At 62.3% G+C, this 12,310-nt stretch carries 13 protein-coding genes; 1 reads left to right on the top strand and 12 read right to left on the bottom strand.

Annotated elements, in window-relative coordinates:
* Positions 1-311 precede the first annotated feature (311 nt).
* Together ABSG20_RS04970 and ABSG20_RS04965 are read right to left on the bottom strand one after the other, a co-directional pair.
* The gene (locus ABSG20_RS04970; protein WP_423863378.1) at positions 312-725 is read right to left on the bottom strand and encodes a hypothetical protein; all 414 of its coding nucleotides are present in this window, start codon (positions 723-725) and stop codon (positions 312-314) included.
* Between the two features lie 125 nt (positions 726-850).
* Positions 851-973, bottom strand: coding sequence for a hypothetical protein (locus ABSG20_RS04965; protein ID WP_423863377.1), 123 nt, complete (start codon positions 971-973; stop codon positions 851-853).
* A gap of 181 nt (positions 974-1,154) precedes the next feature.
* Here ABSG20_RS04965 and ABSG20_RS04960 point away from each other — a divergent pair, with 181 nt between their 5' ends.
* Complete coding sequence (locus tag ABSG20_RS04960; RefSeq protein ID WP_423863376.1) at positions 1,155-3,152, top strand: carboxylesterase family protein; 1,998 nt, start codon at positions 1,155-1,157, stop codon at positions 3,150-3,152.
* A gap of 311 nt (positions 3,153-3,463) precedes the next feature.
* Here the strand turns inward: ABSG20_RS04960 and ABSG20_RS04955 are convergent, their stop codons facing one another.
* The 10 genes from ABSG20_RS04955 to ABSG20_RS04910 all read right to left on the bottom strand — a co-directional run bounded on the left by ABSG20_RS04955 (position 3,464) and on the right by ABSG20_RS04910 (position 12,308).
* Positions 3,464-3,601, bottom strand: a complete 138-nt coding sequence (locus tag ABSG20_RS04955; protein WP_423863375.1) for a hypothetical protein — start codon at positions 3,599-3,601, stop codon at positions 3,464-3,466.
* 358 nt (positions 3,602-3,959) lie between these two features.
* The gene (locus ABSG20_RS04950; RefSeq protein WP_423863374.1) at positions 3,960-5,402 is read right to left on the bottom strand and encodes a sigma-54 dependent transcriptional regulator; all 1,443 of its coding nucleotides are present in this window, start codon (positions 5,400-5,402) and stop codon (positions 3,960-3,962) included.
* A gap of 444 nt (positions 5,403-5,846) precedes the next feature.
* Positions 5,847-6,836, bottom strand: coding sequence for a dihydroxyacetone kinase subunit DhaK (dhaK, locus tag ABSG20_RS04945; RefSeq protein WP_423863373.1), 990 nt, complete (start codon positions 6,834-6,836; stop codon positions 5,847-5,849).
* A 31-nt stretch (positions 6,837-6,867) separates the two neighbouring features.
* On the bottom strand, positions 6,868-7,287 hold the full coding sequence (locus ABSG20_RS04940) for a hypothetical protein (RefSeq protein WP_423863372.1): 420 nt from the start codon (positions 7,285-7,287) through the stop codon (positions 6,868-6,870).
* Positions 7,284-8,894, bottom strand: coding sequence for a phosphoenolpyruvate--protein phosphotransferase (locus ABSG20_RS04935; RefSeq protein WP_423863371.1), 1,611 nt, complete (start codon positions 8,892-8,894; stop codon positions 7,284-7,286). The genes ABSG20_RS04940 and ABSG20_RS04935 overlap by 4 nt, the downstream gene beginning before the upstream one ends.
* Positions 8,884-9,165 carry an HPr family phosphocarrier protein gene (locus ABSG20_RS04930; RefSeq protein WP_423863370.1) on the bottom strand — a complete coding sequence of 94 codons (282 nt, stop codon included), beginning with the start codon at positions 9,163-9,165 and terminating at the stop codon, positions 8,884-8,886. The genes ABSG20_RS04935 and ABSG20_RS04930 overlap by 11 nt, the downstream gene beginning before the upstream one ends.
* Before the next feature lie 15 nt (positions 9,166-9,180).
* Positions 9,181-9,573, bottom strand: coding sequence for a dihydroxyacetone kinase phosphoryl donor subunit DhaM (gene dhaM / locus ABSG20_RS04925; protein WP_423863369.1), 393 nt, complete (start codon positions 9,571-9,573; stop codon positions 9,181-9,183).
* Positions 9,570-10,184, bottom strand: coding sequence for a dihydroxyacetone kinase subunit DhaL (gene dhaL, locus ABSG20_RS04920; RefSeq protein ID WP_423863368.1), 615 nt, complete (start codon positions 10,182-10,184; stop codon positions 9,570-9,572). The genes dhaM and dhaL overlap by 4 nt, the downstream gene beginning before the upstream one ends.
* The gene (locus tag ABSG20_RS04915) at positions 10,181-11,218 is read right to left on the bottom strand and encodes an ABC transporter ATP-binding protein (protein WP_423863367.1); all 1,038 of its coding nucleotides are present in this window, start codon (positions 11,216-11,218) and stop codon (positions 10,181-10,183) included. Before ABSG20_RS04915 ends, dhaL begins: the two co-directional genes overlap by 4 nt.
* Entirely contained in the window at positions 11,211-12,308 is a 1,098-nt protein-coding gene (locus tag ABSG20_RS04910) for an ABC transporter ATP-binding protein (protein WP_423863366.1), read from the bottom strand. Before ABSG20_RS04910 ends, ABSG20_RS04915 begins: the two co-directional genes overlap by 8 nt.
* Between the last annotated feature and the right edge of the window lie 2 nt (positions 12,309-12,310).

The following is a 12,310-nucleotide window of genomic DNA, read 5'->3' as shown; positions in this document are numbered from 1 at the left end:
GCTTACGAGGTATTCGCTCACGCTTGGCATAACGCCCCCCGCCCTGCGAACCGTCGCACGCCTGACGCTGCCGCGTCCACCGCATCTCATCCCGCGTTTCATGACGATCGCGATACGCCCCTCTTGGTGGGATCAGACGAAACAGCTTCTAGACTGATTCGAACAAAAAGGAAACATAAATATTTTTTCATATGGGTATTGACAACCTCGAAACATCAGACCAAGGCGCGCCTGTCTCGTCGGCGTAGGCCTCATTGGCCAGTTCGAAGGACGAGAACAAGGACGAGAAAAAAGTTGACACGTCGGGCAAATCACTGGCACATGGTCACCATCGCAGCCATCAGATGCCCGCGCCGGGAAACCGGTCGCGGGTTTTTCTTTGCCGTCAACAAGCCTGCTCCGGACCAGCCAACCAGCCGGCGCCAAACCTTTAAGGCTGAACTCATATGCCAGCCGCGCCGTCTCCAATAGTGATCCTCGCGGTCGGGATTGAACACCCGTTCGACGTGACGGTTTAGCGCTCGCATAACGCCTATCCGCGCGAAATCCGTTGGGCCGTTGTGCTCTGCGACTAACAGAAGCGCCTGCATTGCGGCCTGATATTCCGGGGCATCGTGTTCAGTTTTGGGAAACTTCGTGATGTATTGCGCGGCGTCGCGGAGCATAACGAGCTGGCGACCATCCGGCAGAATGATCGGATCGAAGAAGGTTCGATTCCGTGACACAAGCTCACCCTATCACGCGAAACATGTCTGAGATTAACCGGTAGCGACCGATTGTTGCGTCGCAACAAAAGTTCGAGATGTGCCAACAACGGAAGTGGCCAACCTTATTCGATCACCTCGTCGGCTCAGGCGAGCACGGGCGGCGGCACGGTAAGGCCGAGGGCCCTAGCGGTCTTGAGATTGATGACCAGTTCGAACTTGGTGGGGTGCACAATGCGGCTGAAGGCGCAAGCGGCGCCCGTCGTCATTCCGGGACAGGGAATTTCCGGTGTCAAAATTCCCGCACGGGTTCGCTTGCGTGCAGATTGGATCGCCGTCATCCTCGCGTTGTCGGCAAGACTGCCGGCAATGGCAATGGATGACCGGCACCACAGAAGCTCGCCGGAATAGGCCGGTAATGCCGGCCCTTACAAAAAAGGGAGGAAGCCTATGAGAGAGCAATTACGGCAGTCCCGGCTTGGCGTAATCGGCGCAATGAGCGTCGCTTGCGTCCTGGCTACCGCGCCGGCGTCGAATGCGGCCGGGCTGACGGCCCCTGTCGCCACGACGACCGGCACCTATCAGGGCCTGATGAACTTCCAGGAACTTCCGGGAGATCCGATAAGCGGAGTGAACGTTTTCTTCGGTATCCGCTACGGCCAGCCGCCGGTAGGCACAATGCGCTGGAAGCCGCCCCAGGCGCCCAATCCTGGCCAGGGATCGATCGTCGCGGCAACCATCGGCCACACCTGCACGCAGGGACGGGCAACCGATTCCGAGGATTGCTTGTTCCTCAATATCTATACTCCCTCCACCGCCACCGCGAAGTCCAAGCTTCCGGTTTTCATATGGATTCACGGCGGCGCGCTCGTCAACGGCGCCGGGTCTGACTACGACCCGTCGGTGATGGTGGCCGAGAACGACATCATCGTCGTCACGATCAACTACCGCCTCGGGAGCCTCGGCTTCCTCGCAGCCAGCGTGCTGGCGGCGACCGCGCCCAATGCCTTTCAGAACGTCGGCGACGCCGGCAACTACGGTTTCATGGACCAACAATTCGCGATGGCCTGGGTCCAGGACAACATTGCGGCTTTCGGCGGTGATCGGGACGCGGTGACGATCGGGGGCGAATCAGCCGGCGGTCTCAGCGTCTCGTCGCATCTTGCCTCCACGAACACCTTCAGGGGGCTCACCGGCCGGGATCTGTTCGGCGGTGCGATCATCGAGAGCGGCGCGTACATGTATCATGACGTGCCATCGCTCGCCGTTTACCAGACCCTTAGCAACACTTTCGCTCAGCAAGACGCCAACGCATTCTGCGGCGGCACCTTGACCCTGGCCTGCCTCCAGGGACTGACTGCAGCGCAAGTCTTCGCGAATGAAAGGGACTTTGGCGGCTTTGGCATCGCGCCCAATTTCGGCACGAAAATCCTGCCGCGTGACCTGCATACGGCCTTCTCGACCGGCCAGTTCAACCAGGTCCCGGTGCTCCAGGGTACCAACGCCAATGAGGGCCGGCTTTTCGAGCCGAGCTTCTTTCCCAGTGCGGTCACCGCTCCCGGAGGCACCCCTGCGACAATCTTCGCCGCCGGCGGTCCGGCGAGCTTCGACCTTCAGGTCCAGAACATTCTGTGTGCGACCCCGCCGTTCACCGGCACGCCGGCGACCTGCTCCTACTTGCAGGAGATCCAGTTCTTTCTGGCCACCCTCGTGACGGCCGAACCGTCCACACAGGGGCCGACCGCGCCCTTCACCGAGGCAGTCGTCGCCGCCTCGGCGACGGCGGCAAGCGAATACCCGATCGCCAATTTCCACAACTTCGTTCCGCCGACAAGCACGTCGACTCTCAACAACAACTTTGGCGGCGGCAACGTCGATGAGGCGCTCTCGCAAATCTTCACCGATTTCGTGTTCGCCTGTAACGGCTTTGATTCAAACAGCGACCTGTCCAGGCGAACCTGGGTCTTTGCTTACGAGTTCAACGATCCAAATGCCCCGACCCTGGGCACGCCCGGCGTCCCAGGTCCGGGGTCGAATGGCTCAGGCTTCACGACGGCTTCTCAGCACGCAGCCGAACTCCAGTACATCTTCAACTTCGGCGCGGCGTTCACCTCCGCGCAGTCGACGCTGGCGACCGATATGAAGACCTACTGGGCCAATTTCGTGAAGACCGGCGATCCTAACAGGAACAGCAAGGATGATCTTGCCACCTTGGTCAGCCTAAGGGCGCCGCGCACCCAGCTGCCGCACTGGCCGCACTTCAATGCGGGGGGCGATCATGACCATGACGGCGATGATCGCGATCAGAAGATCCAGTCGCTCACACCGCCAGCGCTGCTCACACCGCAAGGGCCGCATCCGTTCGACAGCTTCAGGACCGACCATTTCTGCGCTACTTGGCAGCCGCTGCTCACCTTCAATAACGGCAACGAGCCGCAGCAACCCTGATCTAAACTCCAATCGGCGATCGACCACGCAAAGCAATCGATTGCAAGAACCTCGGACGCCCTGCCTCACGGCAGGGCTTTTTTTTTGGGGCGCCAAGCATGGGGCGGCGACTATGACGGCGCGGTTCGGTTGGGGTGATAGCCGAACGATGAGGTGAGAAAGGCCAGACTTCTGAACCACTGCAGTGAGGCTGCAGCCCTTACGCTTGCAACTCGACGCATGCCCGGAGGTCCGCTTTGGGTCAATCGCGTCGTTTTGGCTATCAGCCGGTGAATTCCGTCCGCTTTGGGTCAATCGCGTCGTTTTGGCTATCAGCCGGTGAATTCCGGTCCTCCGCTGATTTCGGACGAAGCCGCGAACAGCACGGCCGACGCCTGCCGCTCCCGCCAGTCATCCCGGCGCCGATGTTCTTTCAGCAATGACCGCGCCGTCATGCTGATAACCGGCATCAATCGCTCAAGGCGCGTGCAGATGACCGCCGCATCGCACGAACCCGGCTGTTCAATCAGTTGCAGTCAAAGCAAAAGGGAATGGCGACGTCCGTTCGCATCGCTAGCCGTGACGATTGCCGCAGACCGGACACGTCACCTCAAGCAGGTATCCGTACCAGATCCCGTGACAACGGCTGCACCAATGGCCGGTTGCCTGACGCTCCGGCAGGCCGAGCTTCCTGGACAAATCGCTCAGCCCAAGTTCCTTGAAGGGCCGGTTGCCTCGCGCCGGCGAAACGCGGGATTGCGGGAACCGAACGACGTGAGCCCCGGCATCTCCGTCGTCTGGATCGGGCTCGTCCGGCATCGCGATATCTCAGTGCGGTTGGTCCAGAGCGTAGCGCTTGATCTTGTTGGCGAGACCGACACGCGAAAGGCCAAGTTCGTTCGCCGCCCGGCTTTGGTTCCACCGATGCCGCGTCAAGGCCTCGTTGAGGACCTGTTTCTCGAGACTTTCAACCTTGTCTTTCAAGGTTTTACCCTGCGCGATGTATCCGGTTCGACCCGCACGCTGAGGGGGTGGCGCAGCCAGGATCGCCGGCGACATATGCTTCGTCGTCAGATATTCGCCGTCCTCGGCCAGCGCCACCATCCGGCGAATTTCGTTCTCGAGTTCACGCACATTGCCAGGGAAGTCGAAGCCGACAAATTTTTCCAGCGCGCCCGCGGAAATGCCGAGAATTTTGCGACCGATCGCGCTTGAGTGCTTTGCCGCGAAGAATTCAGCGAGCGCGGGCACGTCGTCAGGCCGGTCGCGCAGCGGCGGCACCTCCAGCTCGAACCCCTTGAGACGAAAATACAGATCCTGGCGAAATTTCCCCGCAGCCACCAGCGCGCGCAGCGGACGGTTCGACGCGGCAATGATACGGACATTACTGGTTTCGGTCTTGTCCGAGCCGAGCGGCTTGACTTCGCCTTCCTGGAGAAAGCGCAGCAGGCTGACCTGGAACGAGGCCGAGACGTCTGAAATTTCATCGAGAAACACGGTCCCGCCGTCACCCGCGCGAAACAGGCCGAGACGGTCGGAGATGGCGCCGGTGAAGGCGCCGCGTTTGTGCCCGAATAGTTCCGATTGCAACAATTCGTCGGACATTCCCCCGCAGTTCTGCACCATCAACGGGCTGGCATGACGGGTCGAATTGTAATGTATGGCGCGGGCGAGCAACTCCTTGCCGGTGCCGGTTTCACCCTGAATCAGGATCGGCAGTTCGGTTCGGGCCGCCTTGCGCGCGAGATCGCACAATTCGGTCAGCTTTTCGCTGACGTAGACAAGCTTCTCAAACCGCCGGCTCTCGGCATGCAATGGCATGCCGTGCCGCGCATGAATGTGCATGGAATCGGCGGGAAATTTGAATTCACGCGACAACATCCGATGGCGTCGCGCCAGTTCGCGGGATTCCAGTCCGCGCTCGACCACCAGTCCGATCTGTTTGGCGTCAAGCGGCTTGCGAACGAATTGATAGATCGCCGCCGGCGAAATCGCCTGTTTGGTCAGAACCGTTGTGGCGTCGAGCGCCAGGACCCGGATGACGTCAGGATGGGAAATGCGCAAGTTTGCGAGAAATTCCAGCCCGTCGCCTCCGGCGCCGTGCTCGGCCAGGACGATATCGACATGGGCATCGGACAAGGCATCGGCCGCATCTTCAGGGCAGCGCGCGGTCAGCACCCGGTAGTCATACTCGTCGGCCAATACGCCGGCCGCGGCGGTCCACTGTGGGCCGCCTTGCGCGACAATGAGGACCGTTCCGAGCGTTTCCATGCATTGTTCTTTGTCAACTTGGAAACTTGCTTAGCACATCTCGGGCGGCGTTCAATCGCTTTGTACGGCACCGGCTGTTCTTCAGCGGGACTGGTCCGCGATCGTCAGGCCAATGGCCCACGTTCCGCCGGATGGCAGCCCGAACCCGTCATTTCGCACCACGAGCATTGGCCTCTCACTCCCTCTCCCGCTCTTCGCGGGGGAGGGTGGGGTGGGGGCGCGGCATCGGCAGTGTGGGTTACGTATGTGGCCGCGATACCCGATCGATGGATTTTCGCCCGGAGCTTCCCCCACCCCGACCCTCCCCCGCGAAGAGCGGGAGAGGGAGCGCAGCATCGCAAGCTTCCATATGATTAACATCTAGCGGCGGAATTGGCGGGTTTCGCGAAGAGCTCAACCCACCCTACGGCATCGACTTATTATTCGCATCAAACAAACGCTCGACTACGCTCCCCAGCGCAAGGCCGCGGTATGAACGGGTGCGTCCCAGAGGCGCTTCATCTCCTCGTCAACGATCGTCAGCGTCACGGAGCAGCCTGCCATATCGAGCGACGTGACATAATTGCCGACCAGCGACCGCACAACCACACTACCCTGCGGTCCGAGCAGCCTGCGGACGGCATCGTACATCAGATAGAGCTCCGAAAGCGGCGTTGCTCCGAAGCCATTGATCAGGAGAATGGCTTCGCCACGCACGCGTGCGCCGAGATCGGCGGCGATCGCGCTCACCATCTCTGCCGCTATCGCGGCAGCCGGCTTGAATTTGACACGGCGACGCCCCGGCTCGCCGTGGATGCCAACACCGACCTCCATCTCGTCCTCGGCAATATCGAATGTCGGCTTGCCGGCCGCCGGAACGGTGCAGCTCGTGAGCGCGATCCCGATCGAACGCGTCGCCGCGTTGACGCGGTCGCCCAGTGCTTTCAGCGTCGCAAGGTCGCGTCCTTCTTCGGCGGCAGCGCCTACGATTTTCTCCACGATCAAGGTGCCGGCAACGCCGCGCCGTCCCGTCGAAAATGTCGAGACCTCCACCGCGACGTCGTCATTGGTAATCACGGTCGCGATCGATCTTCCCGACATCTCGCGCGCCATGTCAAAGTTCATGACGTCGCCCTCGTAGTTCTTCACGATGAACAATACGCCACTGCCGGTATCGACGGCCTCGGCGGCGGCGAGAATGAGATCGGGCGTCGGCGAGGTAAAGACCTGACCGGGACATGCGGCATCAAGCATGCCATAGCCGACAAATCCGCCGTGCAGCGGCTCATGTCCGGAACCCCCACCGGACAACAAAGCCACCTTTCCGGGCTTGAGATGCCGGCGCTGCACGAACGGTGCGTGTTCTCCAATCCGCACAATGTCGGCGTGCGCCGCGCAAAACCCGGCAAGACTTTCGTTCACGACGTCTTCGACGGCGTTGATCAGCTTCTTCATCCCGGCCTCCCTGTTTGTGGTTGCTTCGGCGTCAGTTGTCCTCGATCAGCCTTGCAACATTCTCGGCAAACTCGCTGAGCAGCAAGTCCAGCCTGTGGTTCTTCTGTTCGGTTCCAAGATCCGGCAACATCAGCGTGAGACGTCTGCCGCGCTCCCGCTCCTTGAGCAGCAGCAGCCGCCGCGGGTGCGCCCGGTGATAGGCTTCGAGAAAGCGGTCCCTTTCCGGCACCGAGAAATGGCAGATCTGGATGATAGGGTGAACGTGCTGGGCCGGGATCGGCGTCTGATAGGCCGGGTTGGCGATCTGGGTGATGAAACTGCGGTTCTTGCCGAGCGCTTCGGCCAGACGCTGGCGCATGCCGGACGGCCGTCGGTCGAGCACATCGCGGAGGATCGCCTTGTAGGCGGCGATGAGGTGCTGGGAACCTGCCGGGGTCACTTGCATGCTCATGCGGCAGATCCGGAATAACCGGCAATCGCGGCCCTGACAGGTCCCAGCGCTCCCGGCGCGACCGAGAAAATACGCAAACCCTGATCAAGCAACGCCGCAACGTGCAAGGGATCGCCGGCAAGGTCGCCGCACAGGCTGGTTTCGCGCGAGGTGCGGTCCGCATGCTCCACGACATGACCGATCAGGCCGAACACCGCACGCGACGGACGAGCAAGTTCTAGCAGTTGCGGTTCATCCCGGCTTGCGGCCGCGACGTACTGGATCAGATCGTTGCTGCCGATGGAAAAGAAATCGGCATTGAAGTCCTCGATGGTGAGCGCCGCCGCCGGTACCTCGACCATCATGCCGATCGGCGGCAACTGCGCCTTTATTCCCTCGCGCTGCAGCTCGTCGAGCGCTTCCGTGAAGAGCGCGCGGCAGCGGTCGAGTTCCCAGGGCACCGTGACCATCGGAATCATCACTTTGAGGTTACCTGCCACGGCCGCGCGGGCCAGCGCCCGCAACTGCGCACGAAATACATCCGGATGCCGCAACGACAGGCGTACGCCGCGCACGCCGAGAAACGGATTGAGCTCTCCGGGCTGCGTCAGGCCGGCGACCGGCTTGTCGCCGCCGGCGTCGAGCGTGCGGATGGTCACGGGCCTGCCCGCGGCCCATTCGACCATGCGCCGGTAGATCTGGTATTGCTCTTCCTCGGTCGGGAGATGTTCGCGGCCCTGGAACAGAAACTCGGTCCGCATCAGGCCGATCCCGTCGACATCAGCTGGGTCGAGGCCCTCGAGCTCCGCAAGGCCCGTGACGTTGATCATGACCCGAACCCGTTCGCCGCTGGCTGTCAAAGCGGGTCCGCTGAACGATGCAACGGCTTGCCGAGCTTCCGACTGCTGGGCACGGCGCCGGCAACCGTCAGCCCGCATATCCGGGTCGGGATCGAGAATGAGAAGCCCGGCGTCGCCGTCGAGCAGCGCGTCCGCGCCATCCCCGAGATGATCGACGTCCACTCCCACAATCATCGGGACGCCGCGCGACCTCGCAAGAATGGCAACATGGCTGGAGGGAGTTCCCCGGCGCAAGACCAGGCCGCCGTCACGCCAATCGGTGGCGAGAAACATGGACGGGGGCATATCGTCGGCCGCGACGATGGCACCGGCCGGCACAGCCCGGTCGGCTTCACCCGCCAGATGTCTCAATACGCGATCGCGCAGATCGCGCAAATCGGATGCGCGGGCCCGGAAATAAGGATCGTCGGCCTGATCATAGGATGCGATTTCCGGATCGATGGCGGCGCTCCACGCCCGATTGGCCGCCCCGCCACCGGCAATCAGTGCGAAGGCCGGCGCGGCAAGATTGTCGTCTTCAAGCAATGCGATCTGGAAAGACAGAATAGCCTGCGCGTCAGCATCCTCGACTGCGCCCACGAGCCGGGTGAGGTCGGCTTGGGACGACGCGAGTGCATCGGCGAGGGCCTCGTGCTCCTCGCCAGCGGATCGATATTGCCTGGCGTCGTGCCTTGCGGGCGCGAGATGCACGAGTGGCCCGAGCGCTACACCGGGGGCCGCGGACCTCCCTTCGAAGCGCTGGGCAGCTCGCTGCGCTCTATGGTCCATCCTGAAAATCTCCGTCGACAAGCGTCACCAGCGCTTCCAGCGCGGCCTTCGCGTCGCTGCCCTCGGCGCGAAAATAGATGGTCGAATCCTTCGGCGCCTTGGTCGCCATCACCTTGACGATGCTTTTGGCGTCAATCCAGGGACCATCCGGCGAAAGTCCAAGATCGATGCGAGATGCGAAGCCTTTCGCAAGCTTGGTCAACTTGACCGATGGGCGCGCGTGCAACCCGACCTCATGCCGCATCAGCACCGATGCCCTAAGCTTGTTCATCGTCCTCGCCTCGCATCAGACCGGCGTCAGTTCTTCGGCCGTACGACGCACCGCCTCAAGCGTCGCTCCCGAAGCTGCTTCGGTCGCCGCCATGACCGCGCCCTCAACGACGGGGGCGTTGCAGACGACGACGCGGCCGCGGCGCGATTCGGGCAACATCTCGATCGCCATTTCGCTGTTGGTTTCCGCGCCTCCGAGGTCGACCAGAATAGCGACGCCACGCTCCGACCATGCCCGCTCGATCGCCGCCATGATCGCTTCGACGCTGGTCCCCAGCCCGCCGCCCGGATCTCCGCCGCACCAGCCGAGCGGAACTTCACGGCCGACCATCTGCTCCACCATCAGGGCCGTGCCCCGAGCCACGTCCGCCGAGTGGGACACGATGACAATTCCAACATTTTCGCTCATGCCAGACCTTCCATGAATTCTGCAACTGCGTCGACGATCAACGCGGAGGATCGTGCGCCGGGATCCATGTGACCGATGCTGCGTTCGCCCAGGAACGAGGCGCGGCCACGGATCGCCCGCATTGGAATGGTATCCTCCGCCGCGGCCTTGGCCCTCGCCTTCAGACGCGCTGCCATGTCGGGTCCCCCTTCACGCAAGACGGCAAGCACCGGCAAAAGCACGTCGAGCATGGTCTTTTGGCCGGCATCAGACTTTCCGCGCGCCTTGACCGCTTCGATCGCGGCCGCAAAGGCATCGGCGACCTGTTCACGGGTCACCTCATCCTCCAGCGACTTGCCGAGTGACATGAACAGGGTGCCGTAGAGTGGACCAGACGCGCCGCCAACCTTCATGACCAGGGTCGTCCCCACGCCTTTCAGGGATTCGCCGAGATTCTTGGCGGAGAGTTCGTCAACCGTGGCCAGCACGGCCTCAAAGCCGCGCCGCATGTTGCTGCCGTGATCGCCGTCACCGATGGCGCGATCCAGATCGGTAAGCTCGTCGGCGCTGGCAATGACCCGCTGCGCCACAGTTTCAAACAGAGCTTTACGGGATTGACGATCGATCATCATGCTTGCCCCCGGACCGCGCTGGCATCGAGCCGCTGACCTGCCTGATCGAAATACAGAGGTTCGGCGAACTCAAGCGACACCTGATCTCCTGCCTTGAGCTGCTGGACCGGGTCCGCAAGCATCACGAGCGAATGGTTGGCGAGCTTGAGGTGAACGTGGTTCTGCTCGCCCAGATGCTCGACCCAATGAACCCGCGCCAGCGGGCCCGGACGATCCGCCGAAGAGATCCTGATATGCTCGGTCCGCAAGCCCACGGTTCGGGCCCGCGGCGGCACCATGTCGCCACCCATCAATTCGACGGGAACGAGGTTGATAGAAGGGGTGCCAAGCCGGCTTGCGACATAGGTGCTGTTGGGTTTCTCGTAAATTTCCCTTGGCGTTCCCTGTTGGACGAGGGCGCCGTCGCTCATCACGCCGATCCGATCTGCCATGGTCATGGCCTCGATCTGGTCATGCGTCACGTAGAGGATCGTTGTTCCAAACTCGCGCTGGATGCGTTTGAGCTCAAGTCGCAATTCGGCGCGCAGCTTGGCGTCCAGCGAGGAGAGCGGCTCGTCCATCAGATAGACCGCTGGCTCGCGAACCAGTGCGCGGCCGATCGCGACCCGCTGCATCTCGCCGCCGGAAAGCGCAGTAGCCCTGTTATCGAGCTTCTGCTCGATATGCAGCAGTTCCGAGACCTGCTGGACCCGGCGGCGAACGGCCTTCTCATCCACGCGCCGCGCCGGAGAGCGCAGCGGAAAGGCCAGATTGTCATAGACGGTCAGATGGGGATACAGCGAATATTGCTGAAACACGAACGCGACATCGCGTTCGGCCGGCACCTTTTCCGTTACGCTGCGCCCCTGGATCAATACCTCGCCTCGATCGGGTCGCTCCAGGCCGGCGATCAAGCGCAGCGTCGTGGTCTTTCCCGCGCCGGTCGGGCCAAGCAGCACGACAAACTCGCCGTCCGCGATGGCGAGCGAAAGGCCACGGACCGCCTCGACGCTGCCGTAGCTCTTGCTGACTTCTACCAGCGCGACCTCAGCCATGGCCACCTCGGGCATCAAGGGCCGAGGGCAACGCCTGCCCGCTGATCGCGTCGAACAAAGAGAGCCTTTCCGGCTGCAATGCGAGCCCGACGGATTCGCCGACCTGGACCGGTTGGCCCGACGGCAGCCGTGCCTTGAGCTGGCCGCTGCCGGTCACCACGGTGACGATTTGCGTCGTACCGAGATATTCAGCACCAATCACGCGCGCCCGCAGCCGCGATGCATCGGAGAACGATACATTCTCGGGCCGCACACCGAGCGCGAACGTGCCCTCGGCACGATCCTCGAAGACCTCCGGCATTTCGACGGGAACGCCGTCGATCCTGATGCTGCGATCGCCGCGCTGCAGTGCGGCCTGGACATTGAGAAAGCTCATCGGCGGCGCGCCAATGAAATCCGCAACGAACATGCTGCGGGGACGGTCGTAGATCTCCTGGGGCGTACCGATTTGCTCGACGCGGCCCTGATTCATGATGGCGATGCGATCCGCCATCGCCATGGCCTCGAGCTGGTCGTGGGTGATGTAGACCGTCGTCGCGTCGATGCGGTCGTGCAACTCGCGCAGCTCGCCGCACATCAACTTGCGAAATTCGGAATCGAGCGCGCCCAGGGGCTCGTCCATCAGGAAGGCCTTCGGCCGGCGCACGATGGCGCGGCCCAACGCGACACGTTGCCGATCGCCGCCGGAGAGCCCGCCGACCCGACGTTCCAGCAGATGATCTATTCTCAGCAGCTTTGCCGTCTCCTCGACACTTCGCCTGATTTCGGCGCGGGGGTAATTCTGACATCGCAGCGGAAAGCCGATATTCTGCCGTACGTTCATATGCGGGTAGAGCGCAAACAGCTGAAACACGAAGGCGATGTCGCGCGCCGAAGCCGGCAGCGCGGTGACGTCTTCGCCGCCGAGCAGGATGCGACCGGCGGTCGGCAGCTCGAGGCCCGCGGCCATCCGCAAGGTTGTGGTCTTGCCGCAGCCCGAAGGTCCCAGAATGACGAAGAACGAGCCGTGATCGACCGTGAAGCTCACGCCTTTGACGGCGGTGAATGTTCCGAAGGTCTTGGCAACGCTTTCGAGCTTGATCTCTGCCATGG

This window comes from Bradyrhizobium sp. (assembly GCF_049512235.1).
GTDB lineage: Bacteria > Pseudomonadota > Alphaproteobacteria > Rhizobiales > Xanthobacteraceae > Bradyrhizobium.
The sequence above is the reverse complement of the archived record's forward strand: the minus strand, read 5'-3'. Positions and strand labels throughout refer to the sequence as shown.